The following is a 22,808-nucleotide window of genomic DNA, read 5'->3' on the forward strand; positions in this document are numbered from 1 at the left end:
ATTTCAACCCAGTATTGCAGCTGGCGCTAAGGATTATTGTTTTTGTACAACCGTGCATGGATTCAACTTCGAACCGGTTATACGCTGCGCGGCAGCCCGGACATTTCTTCTGATTTCTGCCCTTCAATTTATCTGCCGCAATGGTTACTCCAATTCTAAGGCAAAGGGCCAAATCTTGCCAGTTGCACGCAACCGGTTTACGCACAGAACCGCCGTCAACGGAATTGACTTCCCTTGTCCTCGACGGCAATGGCTTGATAACGTGACATAAGGCCTTGCTTCGCGGAGCGACGAGCCGCCAGTGGAGATCTCGCAGTGCCGAAACCCGTCGTTGCCATACCCGCCGATTTCAGAGCATTCGACGGCAACGTCTGGCATGCCACGCCGCACCAATATGTCCGTGCAGCCGTCGAAGGCTCCGGCGTCATGACGTTTCTCGTTCCAGCCCTTGAGAGCGGCAACGATGCCGACGAAATCCTCGACCGGGTGGATGGTGTTCTTGTCAGCGGATCGCGCACCAATGTGCATCCCTCCCTTTATGGACAGGAAGAGACGGAGGGCCACGGTCCTTTCGACCCCGGCCGCGACGCGACAAGCCTTCCGCTGATCCGCCGTGCGCTCGAGCGCGGCGTGCCTCTGCTCGCCATTTGCCGCGGCATCCAGGAACTGAACGTTGCGCTCGGCGGCACGCTGGCAAACGAAATCCAGGATTTGCCCGGCATTTCGGATCACCGCAAGCCGGATGTGCCGGATCTCGATATCGCCTATGGCATCCGCCAGAACGTCGTCGTCAAGGAAGGCAGCTGTCTCGCCTCGGTGCTCGGTGCCGGCGAAGTACAGGTCAATTCGCTGCACCGGCAGGCAATCTCCAAGGCCGCTCCGCGTCTGGCCGTGGAAGCCGTCGCCGAAGACGGCACGATCGAGGCCGTCTCCGTTATCGACGCAAAAGCCTTTGCCGTCGGCGTGCAATGGCATCCGGAATACTGGGTCGGCAAGGACGCACCGTCCTCGACCTTGTTTCGGGCATTCGGTGATGCCGTTCGAGAATATGCTGCGGCGAAAAGGAAGTCTTGACGGCGTTTACGCCGTCTTCCGCTTGAACGGTGTTTCAGCAACCGGCGTCAACGCGGCGCCGTTTTCGAACCATGCAACAAGATTATCGACGACCAGATCGGCCATGGCATTGCGCGTCGCCTGCGAGGCGGAGCCGACATGCGGCAGCAGCGAGGCGTTCGGCAAGGCCAGCAGCGCCTCGGGCACCTGCGGCTCATTCTCGAAGACATCGAGACCGGCAGCCGCAATGACGCCGCGCTGCAGCGCATCGGCAAGCGCCGCTTCGTCCACGGTCGTGCCGCGTCCGACATTGATCAGCACACCCTGTGGCCCCAAGGCTTCCAGAACCTCGGCATCGATCGTCTTGCGGGTGCTTTCGGTACCGGGGACGATCACGATGATCGTATCGACCGCCTCAGCCATGCCCTTCAGCGTCGGATAATGGCTATAGGCCAGCCCCTCGCGTGGCGTGCGGGTGTGATAGGCGATGGAAACACCGAAGGCTTCCAGTCTCTTCGCAATCGCCAGTCCGATACGGCCGAGGCCGTAAAGCCCGACCGTGCGGCCGCGCAACGTCAGCGGCGATAGCGCGAAGGCGCCGTCCTTTACCCAGCGGCCCTGGCGCAGCCATTGCTCGGCCGCCGGAAAACGCCGCAGCGTATTGAGCAGCAGGCCGATCGCCGTATCCGCCACCTCCTCCGTCAGCACATCCGGGGTGTTGGTAACGGTAACGCCACGCCTGGCTGCATGGCCCGCATTGACACCATCGTAACCGACGCCGAAATTGGCGATGATTTCGAGGTTTGGAAAAGCATCGATGAATTCGGCCGCGATCTTACCCTGGACGGCGATCCCGGAAACACTGGATGCAAGGTCGGCCGTCACCAGGCCGGGATCAGCGGCCGCGACGAAAACGGGCTCGAAATGATCCGGCAAACGGTCGAGCACACGCTGGCTCATTTTTCCGGGCACGAGAATACGCGGGCGGCCGTTGGGCATGGTGTGCTCCTTGCGGAATTGGGTCTGATTATTCGGTGGGATTGGGCCGGAGCGGGCCGGTCGACTGGCGGATCCGCATTTCGGGCTTGATCAGGTGGATACCATCCGGCTCGTGGCTGCCGTTCAGCTTGTCGAGCAAAGCGCGGGCGGCACTGCGGCCGACATCGGACTGGCCGTTCCAGACAGTGGTCAGCGCCGGCGTCGAGATCGAGGCTTCCTCGAGGTCATCGTAACCGGTGACCGACACATCGCGGCCAGGTATGAGACCGGCGCGGGCAATGCCGTTCATCATGCCGATGGCAACAAGATCGTTCCAGCAAACCACGGCCGTCGGTTTCTGCGGCAGGGAAAGCAGATGCACGGCAGCTTCGAAGCCGCCCTGCATGGAGCGGGGACCGGGAATGCGCAGGTCCGGATCGACATCGATATTGGCCTTGCGCAGCGCGTTGACGTAACCCTGATAGCGGTCGCGGCCGGTCGAGGTCTGGTCCGTGCCGCCGACCATGGCGATGACGCGGTGACCAAGGCTGATCAGGTGATTGGTGGCAAGCGAGATGCCATAAGCATCGTCACCCCGGAAGATCGGCACGTCCAGGCCCTCGATCGAGCGGGCGATCAGGATGGCCGGCATGCCATTGTCTTCGGCAAGCATGATATCTTCCGGCGGCGTGCCGATGGCGGGCGACATAATGACACCGTCGCCACCGAGCTGCAGCAGCGTCTCGATGAAGGCGCGCTGCTTTTCGACGGAATCGTAATGGTTGGATAGAATGAAGGTCTGCCGGTCGCGGTCGAGTTCGGCCTCGATGGCTTTGAGGATTTCGCCGTAGAACGGATTCATGATGTCGTGCACGACGACGCCAATGATGCCGGAGCGGGAGGTCCGAAGGCTGGCGGCGCGGCGATTATAGATATAGCCGAGGGCGCGGGCCTGTTCCTTGATCTTGTCGCGGGTCATGGCGGCCACAAGCGGGCTATCGCGCAATGCTAGGGAAACGGTTGCCGTGGACACACCAAGCGTTTCCGCAATGGTAGAGAGCTTGATCTTCTGCGCCACGTTTCCCCCTCAGATATCCCGGCTAAATACCGCTATTTTTAAATCCTCTTTAAACTGTTTAAATTGCCGCCGCAATCGCCAATTAAGGCAGGATCGGAGGAAGAGCTATTCTGTATTAGCCGTGCCCTGAAGATTGCCATCGACGGCGCGCAGCAACTTCATCAGGGTCTTGATCTGCTTTTCGGTCAGACCCTTGGTCGCCATGTCTTCAGAAATCTTGCCGGCTTCGGCAATCGTCTGCAGGCGGTCCCGGCCAAGCGTGGTGAGATAGACCTTGGTCAGCCGGGCATCCTCATTGTCGGCCCGGCGCTCCAGAAACCCTTGGGCTTCCATACGGCCGACGGTCCGGGTCATGGTCGGTGCCTTGACGCCGAGCTTCATCGCCAGAACACCCGCTGTCAGCCCGTCGGTTTCGGCCAACGCCAGCATGACGCCGTCCTGGCCGGCATAGAGCCCGCTTTCAAGCAGATTGCGCGACAGAACCGTGCGCATCGAGCGCGCTGCCTGCACCAGCACCGATGCAAGGTCCTGTGCGTGGACTTCGACGTCCTGCCGTTTTTTCTTGCCGCCCTTGGCTTTCTTTTCGGCCTTGCTCTTCTTTCCCATCGGTCCTCCACCAAATTTCTTGCGCGGCCATCCGTCACCTGTATGACTCAGATGACGGCCATACCGCAAGTACAACCGAAAGGCTCTCAGGAGCATGACAGTCCCCGCACCGCATTGGAAAGACAATGTTTCCGATCTTCCGCCCGCAGCGAGAGCGGACTGGATTGCCGTACTGCCGCTCGGCGCCCATGAACAGCACGGACCGCACCTGCCGTTCGAAACCGATACGCTGATTGCCGAGGGTCTCGCCGAACGGCTCATCGCCCGCCTGCCACCGTCCCTGCCCGTCACGGTTCTGCCGGCGGAACCTGTCGGCTATTCGATCGAGCATCTGGACGTCGAAGGCACGCGTTCGCTGGGATATGATGAGGCGGTGCAACGCTGGCTCAGCATTGCGCAGGATCTGAACGAAAAGGGCATCCGCAAATTCGTCATGCTGAACGCCCATGGCGGCAATTCCCCGCTGATGACCATTGTTGCGACGGAGGCGCGCGTCCGCTTCGACATGCTGGCGGTGGCGACCAGCTGGACGCGGTTCGGGCAACCTGATGGTTGGATCAGGCCGGAAGACAAGGCGATCGACATTCACGGCGGCGATATCGAGACGTCGGTAATGCTGGCGATGTATCCGGACAGGGTGGATATGTCGAAGGCCCAGCGTTTCACCTCACGCCAGTCAGACTTTGCCCATCGTTTCAAACATCTTCGCGCCTATGGCACGCACGCCTTTGGCTGGAAAATGTCGGACCTGAGCGCGCAGGGTGTTGCCGGTGACGCGTCGGCGGCGACGGCCGAGCGTGGCGAGCAGCTGACTGCCCACGCGGTGACCGGCATTGTCGAGTTGCTGCAGGATGTTGCCGCCTTCGATCTCTCCACCTTGCGCTAAGCAGCGGCCATCCCACGCGTAGAAAAACAGCGTGAAGATCGCGCCCGCATTTGCGCTGACGCCTTCCATCTCCTATATCAGCGATACCCCTGTGCCCGAAGGCATCCCGATTTTTCCGAGGTTCCCATGACCGAAGCAACCACAGCTGCCGCCAAGCCCATTCCCGTCACCGTGCTCACCGGCTATCTCGGCGCCGGCAAAACGACGCTTTTGAACCGCATCCTGACGGAAGCCCACGGCAAGAAATACGCCGTCATCGTCAACGAATTCGGCGAGATCGGCATCGACAATGATCTGATCGTCGAATCCGACGAAGAAATCTACGAAATGAACAATGGCTGCGTCTGCTGCACCGTGCGCGGCGACCTGATCCGCGTTGTCGAAGGCCTGATGCGCCGTCCGGGCCGCTTCGATGCGATCATCGTCGAAACCACCGGCCTTGCCGACCCGGTGCCGGTCGCCCAGACCTTCTTCATGGATGACGACGTGCGCGCCAAGACCGAACTCGACGCCGTCGTAGCGCTGGTCGATGCCAAGCACCTGCCGCTGCGCCTGAAAGATAGTCGCGAAGCCGAAGACCAGATCGCCTTTGCCGATGTCGTTTTGCTGAACAAAACCGATCTGGTCACGCCGGAAGAACTGGCGAAGATCGAAGCCACCGTACGGGCGATCAATCCGTCCGCCCGCATTCACCGCACCGAGCGCTCCAATATTGACCTGACCAAGGTGCTGGACCAGGGCGCCTTCAGCCTGGAACGGGCGCTGGAAAACGAACCGCATTTCCTCGACCACGATGATCACCACCACGACCATGCGTGTGGTCCGGATTGCGGCCACGATCATCACCACCATGACCATGGTCGTGATCACGACCACCACGATCATGATCATCACGGCCATGATCACCATCATCACGATCACGCTCCTTCGCCGATTCATGACGTGACGGTGCAGTCGGTTTCGCTGCGCGGCGGCGAGATGAACCCGGACCGTTTCTTCCCCTGGATCCAGAAGATCACCCAGACGGAAGGTCCAAACATTCTGCGCCTCAAGGGCATCATCGCCTTCAAGGACGATGCTGAGCGTTACGTTGTTCAGGGCGTGCACATGATCATCGAGGGCGACCACCAGCGCGCCTGGAAGGACGGCGAAAAGCACGAAAGCCGTCTGGTCTTCATCGGCCGCGAACTGGACCGCGAAAAGCTCGAACGTACGTTCAAGGCCTGCGAGGCCGTTCCCGCCGAGGCCGCAGCTCACTGATGCCGACAGTTGCTCCTCTCGACCTCCAAGGTCACGTCGCTGGCGTGGCCTTTCTCGGCGACATTCCGTTCTTTGCCGAATCCTCCGGCCTCATCCACAGCCTCGATCACGGCCACAAGACCATCGAGGCGCATGAGGGCCTGCTCTCCTGCATCCGCGATGAAGCAACCGACACGCTGCTGACCGGCGGCGAAGACGGCAAGGTGCTGCGCGTCAAGGCGGATGGCATAACGGCCGAACTCGCCAATGTTCCGCGCAAGTGGATTTCGCAGGTCGCTGCCGGACCTCAAGGTGCGGTTGCCTATGCCTATGGCAAGACCGCGCATGTGCGGCTGGCCGATGGAACCGTCAAGGATTTCGCCGAGGAACGCACCGTCGAGGGCATTGCCTTTGCGCCCAAGGGCCTGCGCATTGCGCTTGCACGCTATAACGGCGTCTCGCTGCATTGGGTGGCGATTGCAGGCCAGCCGGTCGACCTGGAATGGAAAGGCGCCCATACCGGCGTCACCTTCTCGCCCGACGGCCGTTTCGTCGTCACCTCGATGCAGGAAAATGCGCTGCACGGCTGGAAACTCGACACCAAGCCCGGCGCCGAGACCCGCCATATGCGGATGACCGGCTATCCGGCCAAGATCAAATCGATTTCGTGGTCCGCCAAGGGCAAATGGCTGGCATCCTCTGGCGCCCCTGCGGCAATCGTCTGGCCCTTCCAGGCCAAGGACGGCCCAATGGGCAAGGCACCGCTGGAACTCGGCACCCGCGCCAACATCATGGTGACGCAGGTCTGCTGTCATCCCGTCGAAGAGATCGCGGCGATCGGCTATGCCGACGGCATGATCATGGTGGTGCGCTTCACCGACAGTAAGGAAGTGCTGCTGCGCCGCCCCGGCAAGGGCGCGATCACCGCCATGGCCTGGCACAAGAACGGCAGGCAGCTTGCTTTCGGCTCGGAAGCAGGCGATTGCGGCGTCGTCGATATCGCCGGCTGACGCCGGGCTTGACCATCAGCAGCAGGCTTGACGATCAGGACCTGCCGCGCGAAAATCGTTGAATGCTGTTCAAAAAGGATGTGCTCGCCGGGATTGCCAAAGGTGACGTGACGCTGGCGTTCCGGCGTTGGCAAAAGCCGACCGTGCGGGCCGGCGGTACATTGCGCACCGCTGCCGGCGTGCTCGCCATCGACGCGATCGACATCGTGGATGCTGGCGGCCTCACCAATGAGGATGCCTCGTGTTCAGGCTATTCTTCGCTGGACGCGCTGCTTGCCGATATAGCGGGACAACGCGCGGGCGCCCTCTACCGCATCGCTTTTCATCTTCTGGGTGCCGATCCGAGAGTGGCCTTACGCGATATCGCCGATTTTGGCTCCGGCGAGCACGGCGAACTACGGCGTCGCTTGACTGCCTTCGATGGCGATATTCCCTGGACGTTGCAAACGCTTCGGCTGATCGCCGCACGTGACGGCATCACGGCCGGAGAGCTCGCCGCGAGCATCGGCTATGAAAAAGCCGCCCTCAAGCAGAAAATCCGTAAGCTGAAAGAGCTCGGCCTGACGGAAAGTCTGCAGAGCGGCTACCGGATCTCGCCGCGAGGACGTGCTTTCCTCGCGGAGACCTGAAGATCCGTTTTCACCACGCCAGTTCCACCTGCGGCCGGCCGTTCGAAGTTTTCTCCACCGTTCGCCCGGTTTCATCGATCGTGCAATGGACGCGTTTGCGGAAAGCCGAGAAGCTGTCGAAGGTGACAACATCCACGGCTTCGTCGAAATCCAACGTCAGCCGGAAGCGGCCAGGCTGGGCGGTAAGCGCTTGCACCCCGAGGATTGTCGCTTCGAAGGGCTGGCCGAGGTAATGGCCCTTGACCCGCGAGCCAAGCATCCATGGATTGAGCGGTGGCCGGTTGCCGACCACAGCATGCAGCGTGTTCCAGTCGCGAAAGCCGTATTGAGCTGCCAGAAGCTCCAGCGATTTCGAATGGGTGATGTCCTGACCGCCGGCGGCAAGACCGGCGCGTAGCCGCTTTGCCTGGTCCTTCAGGGCATCGAGTGAGGGAAGCGGGATCGATCCACGCATCGTTCAGTCTCCAACATGGAGCGTGCAATCATTCGGAGGGGGTCCGCCTTGCCGCCGTTCGCACGCCACAAGGATGGACGACCGAAGAGGAACGAGAGACTTCACCAAAAGCTTGGAGCTTGCGGACGGCCGGGGCTCTCACCCGTGGCCGGGCATGTAATCCATTGCGCAGCCCCTGTCAAATATCAGGCCCAACGCAAAACGGCCGGCGTTACCATCAAGCATCGCCCACCGTTGTCATGCAGCCCCAATCGACGGCAGGGAGAGGAGGGGCTAACCCCTCTCCCTGCGTCTCAGTGCTAGCGGCGCTTTTTGCCGCCATCACCAGAGAGGACACCGAGACCAAGGATGCCGGTGTTGTTGCCCGAAAGGATGCCGCTGAGAATGCCATTTCCGCTGCCGTTCAGGGCGCCATTGAGAACGTTGTTGCCGGAAAGGACATCACCAACGCCCACGGCTGGCGCGATGACGATGCCGCCATTGGCAATGCCGTTACCCTTGCCGTTGAACAGATTGAGCGAGAGGCCGCCGGCTGAAGCCGGAGAAACCGGCGCAGCAACAGCCGCGAGAGAGGCGAATGCGATGAATGCGGATTTGAAGTTCATGTCTTACCTCCGTTGTTCGTGCATCCCTTGTGCACAACCAGGAGGATATTCTCGAAATCAAAACACTCAAGCAAATAAGGAATTCATAATAAATTGTTAACCATAATAAATACAACTTTAACATTTATTATAAATCAGTTAAGTTCCCGACTGCAACTGCTGGAAATAGCCTTGAACACCTGGACCGAAGGCATCCATAGGAGTTATTTAACCATCTAACTGCAGAGTGTGCTTAAGAAACCTTACGTTGAGGAAATCATGAATGCGCACCTTGCTGATCACCGTGCTAACCATGGCATTGCTGCCGTTGGCACGGGCGGCGCGGAGTGAGACAACTGTCGAATATTGGACCAAGCAGGGTTATTCGAGCAACCTTTTGGAAAGCCCAGACCCGCTTTCTGGTCCATTCTGGCAAGGTTCTCTCAAACTGAGAGGTACGGTCGGCCAGGATGACGCGAAGCTCAGCTATGCAATCTATCAGGAAGAACTGCGAACCGGCGACTACCGGTTTGGCGACACGCATGAAACCGGATTCAACCTGGGATATGCGCAACAGCTGGGAAAAGACGCAGTAGTCGAGCTTGAAGGCTCCTACATCCGCAACAGTTCCGGAGATGTCTTCCTGCAACTTCCGGGAAACATTATCGGATACCGGGCAGTGGACCGCGCCGTTCAGCTTGGCGGAAAAATTACAACCACCGCGTTTGGTGACAAAACGGTCTTCACAGCAAAGATAAGCCAATTGCTCAAAGGCGATGCGCACTTCACGACCGACCTGCTGAGGCCTGCCAAGCTGGACCCCGATGTCGGGCTTCTGACGCTCGGTGCCAGCCGTTTCATCGCGGCCAAAGGCGGCGAACTCTGCCTCTGTCTCGAGTATAATCAATCGATGGTCGATAAGGATGAGCAGGCCGTCTACGCCCGCTTTCCGGCCTCGACCTTGCGCGGCTCCCTCGCCTACGGCAAGGAATTCACCGGAAGCCTGTCGCTGATCGCTGAAGCCGGTATCATCGTGCTGTCCAGCGACAACCTCAGCCACGGCAGACGGCAGAGCCGCCCCTATCTGCGCGGCGAAGCCAAGTGGAAAGCCCCGGCAGAACTCGAGTTCGCCGCCGCCTACAAACATGACGTCGCCATTGGCGATATCGACGATGCGCTGGCGGAGGTGGTCGATGGCTATAAGATTTCGGTATCCCGCCAGCTCAACCCGTGGGCAAAAGTGACGCTCGCCTACGATCGCAGCGAAAGCGAATATGTCTATTATGCCTACGACCGAACGACGCGGAACGTCTCGGTCAAGCTGACGCTTGGCGAGGAGAAGAAACCGAAATTCGAATTCGGCTATGCTCATGTCAAACAGACAGAGGCGGACCCGGCCAATAATTACAAGGGCAGCGAGGTCACAGCCCGCGTTAGTGGCTCATTCTAAAATACGCTTGGGATGCCGCGTTTGATAACGGCATCCCATAGCACCGGCGAAGCGTGCTAGCCCGCGGCTAGAAACGATAGGTAATGCCCGTGCCGATCAGCCAGGGATCGATTTTGGCCTTGCCGCGCAATGGACCGAGCGTATCGTGATCGGCCGACCAGTCGGTTTTGAGAAAGATCTTTTTGACGTCGAAGTTGACGCCCCAATTGTCGTCCAGCATATAGTCGAAACCGGCCTGCACGGCCGCACCCAAATGGCTCTTGACGTCGAGATTGCTGAAGCCGGCTTTTTCAGTCTGATTGTAAAACAACGAATAGTTGATGCCCGCCCCGACATAGGGCTTGAACGCGCCGAAATCGGTGAAATGGTATTGCAGCGTCACAGTAGGCGGCAGCAGCCAGGCCTTGCCGACCGGCACACCGACCGCGCCATCCTCCTTGATATTGGCATAGGTGGTGCCGAGGATCAGTTCGGCGGCGATATTGTCGGTGAAGAAATAGCTGATATCGAGTTCCGGGACCAAGGTATCGGAGTAGGTGAGATCGGAGCCGGGCACGCCGTCGATAGAGCCGCTGTCCCGCGTGATGACGCCCAGCGCCCGCACGCGAATTTGCCAGGGGTTGCGGGCCGTCAGGCTCTCGATGGAGACCGGCTCCAGCGGAGCCCGCCCCAAATCTGCCGCTGCGGCTTGTCCCGTCAGGAACACTGCACATCCCGCCGCCAGCGGAGCGATCACTGCGCGTCCGTATCTCATATTGCCTCTCCTTGAAATGTCGAATGACTTTGACAAGGGAGGACTACGCCCACGGAGCGGCAATGCTTTGATTCAAATCAATGTATGAGAAGCGAGACTGCACAATTTCGCTCACAGGAAGCAACCGGCGAAGACCGTTGCATCCATGTTACAGGAAATGCCCTGCCTGCTTGAGGCAGGGCTTTCTCACCCGATTTACCGTGCCGCCCTGGCGAAGGCGCAGCCGCTCGCGACCATGATGCCGGCAGCGCCCTCCAGCCAGCCGTCCTTCAGTTCCAGCGCCAGAAAACGGTTGCGCTCGAACGGACCGGGCATGACGAGGTGTTGCGCCTTGGCAGCAAAGAAGCCGAAGCGCTCGTAATACGGCGCATCACCGACCAGCAGGATGGCTCCGTGACCACGGGCCTTTGCCTCGCCGATGGCCGCACGCATCAAGGCACCGCCGATACCCCGCCCCTCGTAGGCGGCATCGACCGCCAGCGGGCCAAGCATCAACGCATCGACGGGAACGCCTTCGCGGCTGACGCCGGCTTCGACGTTCCACAGGCGCACGGTGCCGATGACATGGCCATCCGGATCGCGGGCAACCAGCGCCAAACCTTCAGCCGGAACGCGGCCACGGCGCAGCGTCTCGGACGACTTGCGGCGGCGGTTCGGGCCCATGGCCTGATCAAGCAGATTTTCGCGCGCGACGACGTCGCCCGGATTTTCGGTGTCGATAGTGAAGGCATTCTGCGCAAAGAAGGCGCGGACAGAATTAAGAACAGCGGCCATCTTGGCCTCCCGTACTCAAAACCGATTCAAACGGTATCGAAGACAAATTGTGAAGGTGCTGCTCCGGCTTGACCCGGAGCAGACTTTTCAGATGACGCCAATCAGATGACGTAGGCCTTCAGCGGATCGAAACCGTTGAAGGCCACGGCCGAGTAGGTCGTCGTATAGGCGCCGGTGCCCTCGATCAGAACTTCGTCGCCGATCGAAAGCGTGATCGGCAGCGGATACATGTTCTTCTCGTACATCACGTCGGCCGAATCGCAGGTCGGGCCGGCCAGAACGCAGGGCTCCATTTCGTCGGCATCATGGATGGTGCGGATCGGGTAACGGATCGCTTCGTCCATGGTTTCGGCGAGACCGCCGAACTTGCCGATGTCGAGGAACACCCAGCGATGGTTGTCATTGTCCGACTTCTTCGAGATCAGGACGACTTCCGCCTTGATCACGCCGGCATTGCCGACCATGCCGCGGCCCGGCTCGATGATGGTTTCCGGCAGGTTGTTGCCGAAGTGCTTGCGCAGCGACGAAAAGATCGCCTGGCCGTAGGCTTCAGCCGACGGCACGTCGCGCAGGTACTTGGTCGGAAAACCGCCGCCCATGTTGACCATCTTCAGCTCGATGCCCTGCTTGGCCAGCTGCACGAAGACGCGCTTGGCATCGGCAAGAGCCGAATCCCAGGCATCGACCTTGGTCATCTGCGAACCGACATGGAACGAGACGCCGTGCGATACGAGGCCCAGCTGATGCGCGTAGACGAGAACGTCGACGGCCATCTGCGGGACGCAGCCGAACTTGCGCGACAGCGGCCATTCAGCACCTTCGCCGTCCGTCAGGACGCGGCAGAATACGCGGGCGCCGGGTGCTGCACGGGAGATCTTTTCGACTTCCTCATGGCTATCGACGGCGAACAGCGAGACGCCGAGCGCGTGCGCCTTGGCGATATCGCGTTCCTTCTTGATGGTGTTGCCGAAGGAAATGCGCGAAGCAGTCGCACCGGCATCGAGCGCCATTTCGATTTCGGCCACGCCGGCGCAATCGAAGTTGGAGCCCATGGAGGCGAGCAGACGCAGGATTTCCGGCGACGGGTTTGCCTTGACGGCGTAGTAGATCGAGCTGTCCGGCAGAGCGTGACGGAAAGCCTTGAAATTGTCGCGCACGACATCGAGGTCAACCACAAGGCAAGGGCCTTCGGGACGTCGGGTGTTCAGGAAGTCGATGATACGTGCAGTCGTCATGGTTCTATCCCCAATCAGGTACGCTCCACGAAAACGTGGAGGACAAAGGACATACGCGAACATGTCCCGGAACCAGCCGGTGGAGACCCCGGATCCAGACATGCGCACGATGCGCGAATGATGGAACAACGCCCCGCCAAGAGCTTTGATCCGCTTTGTCTGCCATTGATTGGAAGGATGACCCTACCGCACTTCCGGCAATGAAGGTGTGCCTCTTCAGTAACCCCCGCTGATGGAAAGCAGGGAGAGAACAAAAAGGCCCGCACCGTCGTTGCTTCAGATGTCCTCGCATTTTCCGGTTGGCCGGAGGAGCGACTGGAGGGGTTAATTCCAGGTACCTTACCGATTTCCTCACCAAATTCGAGGGTCGGCGGACACCCACGGGCACGTGCGACTTTGGGCTGCAGCGGAGATAAGAAAAAACCTTGTCGTAATCAAGACCTTTTTCAAATCGGCTGTTGATTTTTTATTCGCAACAAAGCCCGTTAAGATGTTCACAAGCGCTGAACAATCAGCCGTACACTTCCTGTGAAAACCAAGGCCTTGTTTTATAGCCATTTTTGCAAAACAGCTTCCGGTTTTTCCGGAATGCCAAATGTTAACGTCGCCCGCAGTCTTTCGGACGCCAGCAACTCCGGTTTATCGTTGCCGCGACGAAAATAGCGAATCAGAAACGGGGCGGTGGCCCAAGCAGGCAGGAACAGCAGCCCGATGGATACATTAACCCGCATACGCGCTTTCATCGACGTCGTCGATGCCGAGGGATTTTCGGCGGCAGCACGGCGCGTCGGACGCTCAAAGGCGCTGCTGTCGAAATATGTGCGGGAGCTGGAAGATGAACTCGGCGCCCTTCTGTTGAACCGCACGACCCGGCAATTTTCGCTCACGGAGGCGGGCCACACCTATTACCGCACGGCATCAGAGATTCTCAAGGAGATCGACAACCTCGCCGACCTGGTTCGCGCCAGCAATTCCGATCTCAAGGGTCGCCTGCGCATTTCCGCACCGCGCACTTTCGTCGATGCCGAAATCGGCCAGTCGCTGATCGATTTCGGCAAGGCCCATCCCGAACTGTCGCTGGAGATCATCTCCGACGACCGTTTCGTCGATCTGGTGGAAGAAGGTTTTGACGTGGCGATCCGCATCACCAAGCTGGAGGATTCGACGCTGATCGCCCGCAAGCTCGATGATTTCCAGGTTCTGTACTGCGCGACACCGGCGTTTCTTGAGGAATTCGGACCGATTAATCACCCGTCCGAGCTGTCGCGCCACTCCTGCATCATTGACACCAATGGGCGGTCCTACAGCAACTGGCGCTTCACCGAGCCGGACGGCACAGGCTTCAGCGTTCCAGTTGGCGGGCCGATCGAAGTCAACAGCCCGCTTGCTGCCGTGCGGGCGGCGGAATCCGGCATGGGTGTCGCCAGCGTTCCCGATTTCATCGCCCGGCCGAAGATCACCGCCGGCACGCTGGTTTCGATTTTTGAAGACTATGTACCGAAGGATCGCGGCATTTACGCGATCTATCCGCACCGGCGCTATCTGCCGACCAAGGTGCGTACGTTCGTCGATTTCCTGCATCACTGGTTTCGCAAGAACGCGGAAAAATGACGGGGCCGCAACGGCCAGAAAGTCCCAATTCCGTCCCATTTGACATACATTGCAAGAGTGTTGGCATTGCAAGAGTGTTGGCGTTGCGCCCGAAACAGCCAAAGGAATCATCACAGCATGAAACGATCCTCCCTGATCTTGGCGGCAGCGGCCGTGCTTGCGCCCTGCGCAGCATTTGCCCATCCGCATATCTTCGCCGAGGCCCGGCTTGAGATCGTGGCAGATAACACGAACCGGATCACCGAATTGCGCAATGTCTGGCGCTTCGACGAACTGTTTTCCGCCAGCGTTGTGATGGATTTCGACAAGAATTCCAATGCGCAGCTCGATCCAGACGAGTTGCAGGAAGTCGGCCAGACCGTTCTGGATTCGCTGGCGGAGTACAATTACTACACGACGATCACCGAAAACGGCAAAACCATCAAGGTCGATAAGCCGAATGAAATCACCGCCGACTACAAGGATGGCCAGTTGCTTTTGATGTTCGCGGTCAAGCCTGCGGAGGCGATGCCGCTCAAGGGCAATATGTCGTTCGGCGTCTATGACCCGACAATGTACACCGCGATGGATTTTCCGACGGACGGCGATCTCGTGGCGGTCGGCGACCAGCTGAATGCCTGCGAACACAAGGTGGTGCGCCCGGACCCGGACGAAGTGCTCGCCCAGAACCAGGCGAGCCTGACCGACGCCTTCTTCAACGACCCGACCGGAACCGACATGTCGAAGATGTTTGCCACGCGAATCGAGTTCAAATGCTGACGGCGCGGGCTCCTGTCCGCCTGATCGGCGTGGCACTGTTCGTGGCAGCCGCCGGGATCAGCGTTGCCCATGCGCAATCCCCGCTCGGCATCGGCACCGCCGAGCCATCCTTCAATACCGGCGGCATTTTCGGTGGATTCTTCGGCTGGATAAACATGGAGCAGCAGCGCTTTTACCATACGCTGACCGAAGCGATCAAAGCCATGCGGGATGACCCGTGGCATCTCTGGTCGCTGATCGGGCTGTCCTTCGCCTACGGCGTCTTCCACGCCGCCGGGCCTGGCCACGGCAAAGCGGTTATTTCCTCCTACATGATCGCCAACGAGACGGAACTGAAGCGGGGCGTGCTCCTATCCTTCCTGTCTTCGATGATGCAGGGGGGCGTTGCCATTCTTCTCGTCGGCGCCGCCTATCTCGTCCTGCGTGGATCGTCGATCTCGATGACGCAGGCGACGCATTTCCTGGAAGTGGTGAGCTACGCATTGATTGCCGCCTTTGGCGGCTGGCTGCTGTTCCGCAAGCTGCGGGGCTTGAAAGCGCGGCGCTTCGCTCCCGCGATAACGCAGGGGCACGCTCATGCGCACGGCCATAGCCATGCACATCACGCGCACTCTGACGATCACGGCCATAACCATGCGCCGGGCGACGTCTGCGACACCTGCGGCCACGCGCATGCACCCGACCCTTCGATGCTGAAAGGCGATCGGTTCGCACTGCGTGAAGCGTGGTCGGCCATCATTGCGGTCGGCCTGCGCCCCTGCTCCGGCGCGTTGATCGTGCTGAGCTTTGCGCTTCTGAACGGTCTGTATCTCGGAGGCGTGCTCTCGGTGTTTGCGATGTCGATCGGCACGGCCATCACCGTCTCGGTGCTGGCGACACTGGCCGTAACCGCCAAGGACCTCGCGGTGCGCTACGCATCCAGCGGATCGTCGGCCATGCGCATCAGCAACGGCATCGAAATCTCCGGTGCGATGCTGGTACTGGTACTCGGCATTGTGCTGCTTGGCGCGTCGCTGCAGGGCTGAACCTTTAGAGCCCGCGGCCCCGCTGGTAGCGGGCTCGTAGCCAGAAAATCAAGAAGAAACCGAGCACGAAAACCGCGCCGAATGCTGCGGCCAGCCAAGGCGAATATGTGCCGATCCAGAGCATGATTTTCGGCAGGATAAAGAAACCCACCCCAACGACAAGCAGGATGACTGCTGCGGCTATCGCCGGCGAGCGTTCCTTCTTTTCCGGAGTGTTCATGCGGTCTCCTTTTGCGCCAGTTCAGTGCGAATATCTTCAAGCTTGCGCTTCTGTGTGCCGTCACCGGCAAAATTATCCGGCGACAGCCAGGCTTCGAAAGCGGCATTGAGCAACGGCCATTCGCCGTCGATGATCGAGAACCAGGCGGTATCACGATTGGCGCGCTTCGACAGCATATGCTGCCGGAAGATGCCCTCGAAGCTGAAACCGAGGCGATTGGCCGTTTTCTTGCTGGCTTCGTTGCGATTGTCGCATTTCCACTCGTAGCGACGGTAGCCCAGATCCTCGAAGGCGTGCTTGGCCATCAGGTAATGCACTTCGGTGGAAAGCGGCGAGCGGGCCATCGAGAAAGAGTGGGCGACACCGCCGACCTCGACCACGCCATTGGCGGGATCGGGCCGCATGTAATTGGCCATGCCGACGACATCGCCGCTGGCCTTGTCGTAGAACACTTCGGTGATCCAGCCGCCCTTCTGCGCGGCCGTCAGCCAGGCATCGAAATCCTCGATGCTGCGAAAATCATCCTGCGCGAAATACTGCAGGCGGGCATTGATCTCCAACCCGCCAAAAGCCTGCCACAGTGGTTCCAGATGCGCGGCGCGATCATAGGGCACGATCCGGACGTAACGGCCTTCTAGAGCCACCGGCATTGGGGCCGGGCAGCCAGTCCAATGGGTCAAATCACGCATCTGCACACTCCAGGAGAGACCATACCATCAGCCTTGAGACCGGCTCGGAAACAACCGCGCCGGTCATGCAAAGGGCTTGACGCTGGCATAGGACAGCTCAGGCATCCGCACAAATGCAAAGTGATGATGGATCCATCACCACGGCGACTTGATCGGTGGTTGACCGGCCTGCGGCACTGAGGTCTGCGTCGGGTTTGCCTGCGCCTCGATAACCGGGGTCTTGGCCGAAGAGACCGTCGCCTCAATGTGATCGATCAGCGCATCGGCAAGGCCAAGGCGGCCGGCCAGCTGATCAAGATAACCGCGCTCGGCCCGGCTGTCGGCATCAATGGCCAGACGCGAGGCAGTATAGAGCTCAACGCGTTCTTCCTCGGTCACGGCTGCAGCGACCATGGCATCGAGATCGACGGGCTTGCTGAGTTCCTCGTGCAGAAACTGTCCGGCTTCGGAATCGAGGCCGGAAACCTTGACCTTGTCCATGATGCGGGCGCGCTCGACATCATCGATGTGACCATCGGCGCGGGCAGCGGCGATCATGGCGCGGACAAGCACCAGCACGAAATCGTTGCGGAGAACGGCAGGCTCGGTACTGAAACCGGAATCGGCCGGTGGCGGCAGGAGTTCAGGCTGCGCCTGCGCTCCAGGCTGCACGACCGGCTCCTTGCCCGCCTGGTAATTCTTGTAGGCCTGATAGCCAAGGCCGGCGATGGCGGCAAGACCGCCGAGCTTCAGGGCCGAACCCGCAACTTGACGGCCGGTACCGGTGCCAAGCAGGACAGCGGCGATGGCACCAGCGGCCAGCGGGTTGTCCTTAGCCAGCTGCGTCGCCTGTCCGGCGCGATCGCGCACAGTGCCGCCGGCACCGGGGATCTGCGAACCCAACAATTGATCCAGCAATTTCTTCGCATCAAACATTCGGTCCACTCCCTTGAGGCCGGTTTCAGTCGGATAGAGACATAGGAATGCAACGAGAGGAATACAAATGAAAGCGCCAAGCAAATATACCGCAATCACCGAATGTTGGATACAGGATCGCACCAGCGATAGTTCTCTATCTATTTGAACTCAGCGCGATATTTTTTGCAGGTGGTCTTCATGGCCAAGCGAAACTGGCGTAACGGTCGCGGCAAACCGTTTTCCAGTCACCTCCTCGAGGTCGCCACCCCTTGATGTCATAAAAGCATTCCCCGCGGCGGGAAGAGGCCGAGTACCTCTTCTGCCCATCCACCAAAAAGGTCGTATTCCACCCTGCCTTGACGCAGGGTGGAAAGAACGTCGAGTACCGTTTCAGGGCCTCGCATGGAGAACAACTCCATCCGGCACGGATGCGAAAAAACGATCAGCCGCGCAGCGCGAATGCTTCGGCAGCGAGCTTGGTAATGCCGGCCCAATCGCCCCTGGCAACCAGTTCCTTCGGCGCAACCCAAGAACCGCCGACGCAGACGACGTTGGGCAGCGACAGGTAATCCTTGGCATTCGACAGCGAAATGCCGCCGGTCGGGCAAAACAGCGTTCCGGCAAGCGGTGAAGACAGCGACTTCAGGTAGGCCGCGCCGCCCGCCTGTTCGGCCGGGAAGAACTTCATCACCTTATAGCCTTCTTCGCGCAGGCCCATGACTTCGCTGGCCGTGGCAGCACCCGGCAGAAGCGGGATTTCGGAATCGTTGGCAGCGTCGATCAGCTCCTGCGTCGTGCCGGGGCTGACGATGAATTTTGAGCCCGCCTCGACAGCCGCCTCGTATTGTGCGGCATTGAGGATGGTTCCGGCACCGGCGACGGCACCCTCGACTTCGTTGGCAACGGCGCGGATCGCTTCGAGAGCAGCCGTGGTGCGCAGGGTGATCTCGATCGCCTTCAGTCCACCGGCAACGAGGGCGCGCGCCAATGGAACGGCGGTCGCAAGGTCATCGATGATCAGCACCGGAACGACCGGCTGCAATTTCAGGACGGAAAGAAGTCTATCGGTTTTCTCGCTCATGCCGGACAGCCCTTTTAAAACGATTGAAGTGAAGGTTCGAATACTCTTCCCATCCGCTTTTGTCGATACCAAACGGACCGGCCGAACCTATTCGGACATGGTGACGGATGTTTGACTGCGGCGCCGACTCAACGCCGCACGAAAGCCGCAGCAAGCCCGAAGTGGATGCTTGTCCCCACGCCACAATTCTATAGTCTGGATTGTATCGAGGTCGAAAACGGCAGGCTTATCAATGGCCAAGGAAATTGAACGGAAGTTTCTGGTGGCATCCGACGGGTGGCGCAATACTGCAGACGGCGGCACACGCTTTCTACAGGCCTATATCGTTACCATGGACGACCGTTCCGCACGTGTGAGGCTGATGGACGACAAGCGGGCGAAACTGACGATCAAGATCGGCAGCGGCTCGATGACCCGCGATGAATTCGAATATGAGATCCCCGTGCAGGACGCCAGGGACATGATGACGAAAGCCATCGGCCTCGTCATCGAAAAGACCCGCTACGAGGTCAAGCATCGCGGCTTCCTCTGGGAGGTCGATGTCTATGGCGGCGCGCATGAAGGCCTTGTGGTCGCTGAAGTCGAACTCGGAACCGAAGACGACAAACCAATTCTGCCGGACTGGCTGGGCACCGAAGTGACCGGGGATCCGCACTACTCGAACCAGTATCTCTCAACCAGTCCGATAATATCCAAGGCAGATCATGAGCTATCATATTCGCCCTTCTGAACATTTCACTAAAGAATTCAAGGCAGTTGGAGCCGAGCAGCTGACACTTGCCATCGCCGCGTTGACCGACCGTCCGCAAGGGCTGCCGGAGGCGATCCACGGCGCCCGCAAGAACTTCAAGAGGCTGCGCTCCCTCTACCGCCTCGCAGCCGCCGACATCCCGGCCTTCCGGCGCTCGGAAAATGCGCGCATCCGCAACATGGCACGGACGCTTTCGACCTCCCGCGACGCAACCGCGCTTGTCGAAGTCAGCCTGTATCTGCTTGATCATGCTGAAAACACCGACGAACGCGCCGCGCTGAAACGGATCGGCAAGCTGCTGACCGCCCGGCGCGACGAACAGGTCGCTGAGGGGAACCAACTCGAAGAAAGCGTGGCGGCGGCGATCTCAACCTGCGGCCGGGCACTGGATTCGCTCTCCCGCATCACCTTTCAGGATGGCAGTAAAAAGGGCGCCAAACGCCTCGCCAAGGGTTGGCGCAAGGCGCTGGAGAGAGTAGCGGTAGCGCAGCAGGCCTGCACGGACACCACCGATGCACATCTGTTTCACGAACTGCGCAAACGCAGCCAGGACTACCGTTTCTATCTGGACATGTTGCAGCGGCTTTGGCCGTCGGCGATGCATGCAAAGCGGATCGAGGTGACAAAGGTTGTCGATCTTCTCGGCCATCACAACGATCTGGCACTGCTTGCCTCCCTGGTCGATGAACAGCCACAGCTTTTCGGCAAGAGCGAGGACGTCGCCTATCTGCTCTCGGCTGTCATTACCCGGCAGAAAATCCTCCGGGAACAGGCACTGACGGTCGCTGCTTCGGTTTTCCGCGATGATCCGAAAACGGAAAGCCGCAGGATCAAGCTCATGTGGCGGGACGCAGTCTGAAGCGGCCCTCCTTCCCGGCATTGATACTGCCAATCCCTGTCAGTATGATCGGCCATGTCCCGTTCCACCCGCCTTCTCGACCTGATCCAGCTTTTGCGCACCTACCGCCGGCCGGTGAGCGGCAACTCGCTGGCGCAGCGCATGGGCATCAGCATCCGCACGCTTTACCGCGATATCGCCACGCTGCAGGCGCAAGGCGCCGACATTCAGGGCGCGCCCGGCTTCGGCTATGTGCTCAAGCCCGGCTTCCTGATGCCGCCGATGATGCTCAGCGAAGAGGAGATCGAGGCCTTGGTGCTCGGCGCACGCTGGGTGGCGGCGCGGGCCGACGACGAATTGAAGGATGCGGCGCAGAACGCCTTGGCAAAGATTGCCGCCGTGCTGCCTGCAGATTTGCGCCATGAACTGGAGACCAATTCGCTGCTCGTCTACAACACGCGCGATCTGAGGCTCGGCACCGTCGACTTTCCCGCCATTCGCGAAGCCATCCGGCTGGGCATGAAGATCGACATCGATTATGCCGATGTCAACGGCCAGCCGACGACACGGCGCGTCTGGCCCTTTGCGCTGGCCTATTTCGAAGAGACGCGCGTGCTGGCCGCCTGGTGCGAATTGCGCGGTGACTTTCGCCACTTTCGTACCGACCGCTTCACCACCATGACCGTGACCGGCATCCGCATCCCGCGTCGGCGCGACCTGCTTTTGGCCGAATGGCGGCGTGCTCACAATCTCACGCAGGACATGTGACTCTACTGCCAGAAATTGACAGCAGGACGGAATAAAAAGGTCTCCGAACCCACCGAGAGGAGACTGCCATGAAAACCGATTTTGTTCTGCCTGTCGAAAGCCCGGCCGAGAGCGCCGTTTTCTACATGGCGATGTTCGGCGCGTTGCCGCTGGAGCTGTCGCCGACTTATGCAGTCGTCCTGATGAACGATGCGTTGAAACTTGGCCTAGCGAAGAGGAGGAAACTGCCGACGGCTGTGAATGCCAATGATGCCGAACTTCCGATCTTCGTCGCCGGCCGGGAAGGCGTCGATGCGCTACACGATGAATGGCGCAGGAAAGGTGTGACGATCCTGCAGGAACCCACCTCGTCGGCGTCTGATTACACGTTCACCTGCGCCGACCCAGACGGCCATCGCTTGCGGGTCTTCACGCCGCAGGCCGCCTGACCAGTGCTTTCCGGCCGCACACCCCGATTGCGTGCGCGGCCGGAAAGCTGTATTTCACGCCGCATGACAGACACGATCCATATTCCTCGCCCGGAAGCCAGCGGCCAGTTTCTGGTGGCGGCGCTTTATCATTTCGCCGGTTTCGAACGCTTCGCCGACTTCCGCGAACCGTTGCAGGCAATTTGCGACGGCAATGGCGTCAAGGGCACTTTGCTGCTGGCACATGAGGGCATCAACGGCACGATTGCCGGGCCGGAAGATGGCATCCGTACCGTGCTCGCCTTTTTGCGCGCCCAGCCCGAATTCGCCAATCTCGAGCACAAGGAAAGCTGGGCGTCGTCGATGCCGTTCCTTCGGATGAAGGCGCGGCTGAAGAAGGAAATCGTCACCATGGGCGTCGAGGATATCGACCCCAACAAGATCGTCGGCACCTATGTGGCGCCGCAGGACTGGAACGCGCTGATCTCCGATCCGGATACGCTGGTGATCGACACCCGTAACGATTACGAGACGGCGATCGGCATGTTCCGTGGCGCTGTCGATCCGAACACCAAAAGTTTTCGCGAATTCCCCGACTGGGTGAAGAACAACCCGGATCTCGCCGCCAAGCCGAAGATCGCCATGTACTGCACCGGCGGCATCCGCTGCGAGAAAGCGACTGCCTTCATGAAGGAACAGGGCTTTGACGAGGTCTACCACCTCAAGGGCGGCATCCTGAAATATCTGGAGGAGATGCCGGAAGAAGAAAGCCTCTGGGACGGCGCCTGCTTCGTCTTCGATGATCGCGTGTCGGTAACCCATGGCCTGAAGGAAGGCGAACACACCCTCTGCCACGCCTGCCGCCAACCGTTGACGCCGCAGGACCTTTTGTCACCCCATCACGAACATGGCGTCACCTGCATCCACTGCCACGACACCCGCACCGACGAGGACCGCCAGCGCTACCGCCAGCGGCAGCAGCAGATGGACCTGGCGAAGAAACGCGGCGAACGGCATCTGGGAAGCTGACGC

Annotated in this window: 27 protein-coding genes; 14 read left to right on the forward strand and 13 right to left on the reverse strand. The window is 59.9% G+C overall.

Features of this window, described 5'->3' with window-relative positions; all coding sequences use genetic code 11:
• Positions 1-315 precede the first annotated feature (315 nt).
• Positions 316-1,074, forward strand: coding sequence for a gamma-glutamyl-gamma-aminobutyrate hydrolase family protein (locus ACP7BS_RS20370; RefSeq protein WP_426239580.1), 759 nt, complete (start codon positions 316-318; stop codon positions 1,072-1,074).
• A 6-nt stretch (positions 1,075-1,080) separates the two neighbouring features.
• Here the strand turns inward: ACP7BS_RS20370 and ACP7BS_RS20375 are convergent, their stop codons facing one another.
• The 3 genes from ACP7BS_RS20375 to ACP7BS_RS20385 all read right to left on the reverse strand — a co-directional run bounded on the left by ACP7BS_RS20375 (position 1,081) and on the right by ACP7BS_RS20385 (position 3,715).
• On the reverse strand, positions 1,081-2,052 hold the full coding sequence (locus tag ACP7BS_RS20375) for a 2-hydroxyacid dehydrogenase (protein ID WP_426239581.1): 972 nt from the start codon (positions 2,050-2,052) through the stop codon (positions 1,081-1,083).
• 28 nt (positions 2,053-2,080) lie between these two features.
• Positions 2,081-3,109, reverse strand: a complete 1,029-nt coding sequence (locus ACP7BS_RS20380) for a LacI family DNA-binding transcriptional regulator (protein ID WP_426239582.1) — start codon at positions 3,107-3,109, stop codon at positions 2,081-2,083.
• Positions 3,110-3,214: 105 nt separating this feature from the next.
• On the reverse strand, positions 3,215-3,715 hold the full coding sequence (locus tag ACP7BS_RS20385; RefSeq protein ID WP_426239583.1) for a MarR family winged helix-turn-helix transcriptional regulator: 501 nt from the start codon (positions 3,713-3,715) through the stop codon (positions 3,215-3,217).
• Positions 3,716-3,809: 94 nt separating this feature from the next.
• Here ACP7BS_RS20385 and ACP7BS_RS20390 point away from each other — a divergent pair, with 94 nt between their 5' ends.
• The 4 genes from ACP7BS_RS20390 (at position 3,810) to ACP7BS_RS20405 (ending at position 7,479) form a co-directional block, all read left to right on the forward strand.
• Positions 3,810-4,601, forward strand: coding sequence for a creatininase family protein (locus ACP7BS_RS20390; RefSeq protein WP_426239584.1), 792 nt, complete (start codon positions 3,810-3,812; stop codon positions 4,599-4,601).
• A gap of 126 nt (positions 4,602-4,727) precedes the next feature.
• Positions 4,728-5,861 carry a CobW family GTP-binding protein gene (locus tag ACP7BS_RS20395; RefSeq protein WP_426239585.1) on the forward strand — a complete coding sequence of 378 codons (1,134 nt, stop codon included), beginning with the start codon at positions 4,728-4,730 and terminating at the stop codon, positions 5,859-5,861.
• On the forward strand, positions 5,861-6,850 hold the full coding sequence (locus ACP7BS_RS20400; RefSeq protein WP_426229780.1) for a WD40 repeat domain-containing protein: 990 nt from the start codon (positions 5,861-5,863) through the stop codon (positions 6,848-6,850). The genes ACP7BS_RS20395 and ACP7BS_RS20400 overlap by 1 nt, the downstream gene beginning before the upstream one ends.
• Positions 6,851-6,912: 62 nt before the next feature.
• On the forward strand, positions 6,913-7,479 hold the full coding sequence (locus tag ACP7BS_RS20405) for a hypothetical protein (protein WP_426239586.1): 567 nt from the start codon (positions 6,913-6,915) through the stop codon (positions 7,477-7,479).
• Between the two features lie 10 nt (positions 7,480-7,489).
• Here the strand turns inward: ACP7BS_RS20405 and ACP7BS_RS20410 are convergent, their stop codons facing one another.
• Both ACP7BS_RS20410 and ACP7BS_RS20415 read right to left on the reverse strand, forming a co-directional pair.
• Positions 7,490-7,933 carry a glyoxalase superfamily protein gene (locus ACP7BS_RS20410; protein ID WP_426239587.1) on the reverse strand — a complete coding sequence of 148 codons (444 nt, stop codon included), beginning with the start codon at positions 7,931-7,933 and terminating at the stop codon, positions 7,490-7,492.
• Positions 7,934-8,232: 299 nt separating this feature from the next.
• Positions 8,233-8,538 carry a hypothetical protein gene (locus ACP7BS_RS20415; RefSeq protein WP_426229783.1) on the reverse strand — a complete coding sequence of 102 codons (306 nt, stop codon included), beginning with the start codon at positions 8,536-8,538 and terminating at the stop codon, positions 8,233-8,235.
• A gap of 262 nt (positions 8,539-8,800) precedes the next feature.
• Between ACP7BS_RS20415 and ACP7BS_RS20420 the strand changes: the two genes are divergently transcribed.
• Complete coding sequence (locus tag ACP7BS_RS20420; RefSeq protein WP_426239588.1) at positions 8,801-9,967, forward strand: hypothetical protein; 1,167 nt, start codon at positions 8,801-8,803, stop codon at positions 9,965-9,967.
• A gap of 67 nt (positions 9,968-10,034) precedes the next feature.
• Here the strand turns inward: ACP7BS_RS20420 and ACP7BS_RS20425 are convergent, their stop codons facing one another.
• From ACP7BS_RS20425 to ACP7BS_RS20440, 4 genes are all read right to left on the reverse strand, one after another.
• Positions 10,035-10,721, reverse strand: coding sequence for an OmpW/AlkL family protein (locus ACP7BS_RS20425; protein ID WP_426239589.1), 687 nt, complete (start codon positions 10,719-10,721; stop codon positions 10,035-10,037).
• Positions 10,722-10,916: 195 nt separating this feature from the next.
• Positions 10,917-11,495, reverse strand: coding sequence for a GNAT family N-acetyltransferase (locus tag ACP7BS_RS20430; protein ID WP_426229786.1), 579 nt, complete (start codon positions 11,493-11,495; stop codon positions 10,917-10,919).
• A gap of 101 nt (positions 11,496-11,596) precedes the next feature.
• Entirely contained in the window at positions 11,597-12,730 is a 1,134-nt protein-coding gene (gene odc2, locus ACP7BS_RS20435) for an ornithine/lysine decarboxylase (protein ID WP_426239590.1), read from the reverse strand.
• Between the two features lie 548 nt (positions 12,731-13,278).
• The gene (locus ACP7BS_RS20440; protein WP_426239591.1) at positions 13,279-13,461 is read right to left on the reverse strand and encodes a hypothetical protein; all 183 of its coding nucleotides are present in this window, start codon (positions 13,459-13,461) and stop codon (positions 13,279-13,281) included.
• Here ACP7BS_RS20440 and ACP7BS_RS20445 point away from each other — a divergent pair.
• The 3 genes from ACP7BS_RS20445 (at position 13,442) to ACP7BS_RS20455 (ending at position 16,125) form a co-directional block, all read left to right on the forward strand.
• Complete coding sequence (locus ACP7BS_RS20445) at positions 13,442-14,341, forward strand: LysR family transcriptional regulator (protein ID WP_426229788.1); 900 nt, start codon at positions 13,442-13,444, stop codon at positions 14,339-14,341. The genes ACP7BS_RS20440 and ACP7BS_RS20445 overlap by 20 nt on opposite strands.
• Positions 14,342-14,458: 117 nt before the next feature.
• Entirely contained in the window at positions 14,459-15,100 is a 642-nt protein-coding gene (locus ACP7BS_RS20450; RefSeq protein ID WP_426229789.1) for a DUF1007 family protein, read from the forward strand.
• The gene (locus ACP7BS_RS20455) at positions 15,094-16,125 is read left to right on the forward strand and encodes a nickel/cobalt transporter (protein WP_426239592.1); all 1,032 of its coding nucleotides are present in this window, start codon (positions 15,094-15,096) and stop codon (positions 16,123-16,125) included. The genes ACP7BS_RS20450 and ACP7BS_RS20455 overlap by 7 nt, the downstream gene beginning before the upstream one ends.
• A gap of 4 nt (positions 16,126-16,129) precedes the next feature.
• Here ACP7BS_RS20455 and ACP7BS_RS20460 read toward each other — a convergent pair whose 3' ends face one another.
• The 4 genes from ACP7BS_RS20460 to ACP7BS_RS20475 form a co-directional block, all read right to left on the reverse strand.
• Positions 16,130-16,345 (reverse strand): hypothetical protein, encoded by a 216-nt coding sequence (locus ACP7BS_RS20460; RefSeq protein WP_426229791.1) that lies wholly within the window; start codon positions 16,343-16,345, stop codon positions 16,130-16,132.
• Complete coding sequence (locus ACP7BS_RS20465; protein WP_426239593.1) at positions 16,342-17,034, reverse strand: GNAT family N-acetyltransferase; 693 nt, start codon at positions 17,032-17,034, stop codon at positions 16,342-16,344. Before ACP7BS_RS20465 ends, ACP7BS_RS20460 begins: the two co-directional genes overlap by 4 nt.
• 135 nt (positions 17,035-17,169) lie before the next feature.
• Positions 17,170-17,949: a tellurite resistance TerB family protein gene (locus ACP7BS_RS20470; RefSeq protein WP_426239594.1), complete on the reverse strand. Its 780-nt coding sequence runs from the start codon at positions 17,947-17,949 to the stop codon at positions 17,170-17,172.
• 424 nt (positions 17,950-18,373) lie between these two features.
• Positions 18,374-19,012 (reverse strand): 2-dehydro-3-deoxy-phosphogluconate aldolase, encoded by a 639-nt coding sequence (locus tag ACP7BS_RS20475; protein WP_426239595.1) that lies wholly within the window; start codon positions 19,010-19,012, stop codon positions 18,374-18,376.
• A gap of 232 nt (positions 19,013-19,244) precedes the next feature.
• Between ACP7BS_RS20475 and ACP7BS_RS20480 the strand changes: the two genes are divergently transcribed.
• The 5 genes from ACP7BS_RS20480 (at position 19,245) to ACP7BS_RS20500 (ending at position 22,805) form a co-directional block, all read left to right on the forward strand.
• Positions 19,245-19,742 (forward strand): CYTH domain-containing protein, encoded by a 498-nt coding sequence (locus tag ACP7BS_RS20480; protein WP_426239596.1) that lies wholly within the window; start codon positions 19,245-19,247, stop codon positions 19,740-19,742.
• Positions 19,717-20,622 (forward strand): CHAD domain-containing protein, encoded by a 906-nt coding sequence (locus ACP7BS_RS20485; protein ID WP_426239597.1) that lies wholly within the window; start codon positions 19,717-19,719, stop codon positions 20,620-20,622. The genes ACP7BS_RS20480 and ACP7BS_RS20485 overlap by 26 nt, the downstream gene beginning before the upstream one ends.
• A 54-nt stretch (positions 20,623-20,676) precedes the next feature.
• The gene (locus tag ACP7BS_RS20490) at positions 20,677-21,369 is read left to right on the forward strand and encodes a helix-turn-helix transcriptional regulator (protein ID WP_426239598.1); all 693 of its coding nucleotides are present in this window, start codon (positions 20,677-20,679) and stop codon (positions 21,367-21,369) included.
• A 68-nt stretch (positions 21,370-21,437) separates the two neighbouring features.
• Positions 21,438-21,797: a VOC family protein gene (locus ACP7BS_RS20495; RefSeq protein WP_426239599.1), complete on the forward strand. Its 360-nt coding sequence runs from the start codon at positions 21,438-21,440 to the stop codon at positions 21,795-21,797.
• 63 nt (positions 21,798-21,860) lie between these two features.
• On the forward strand, positions 21,861-22,805 hold the full coding sequence (locus ACP7BS_RS20500; RefSeq protein WP_426239600.1) for a rhodanese-related sulfurtransferase: 945 nt from the start codon (positions 21,861-21,863) through the stop codon (positions 22,803-22,805).
• Positions 22,806-22,808: the final 3 nt, after the last annotated feature.

The sequence above is a fragment of the Pararhizobium sp. DWP1-1-3 genome (assembly GCF_049896125.1).
Taxonomy (GTDB): domain Bacteria; phylum Pseudomonadota; class Alphaproteobacteria; order Rhizobiales; family Rhizobiaceae; genus Pararhizobium.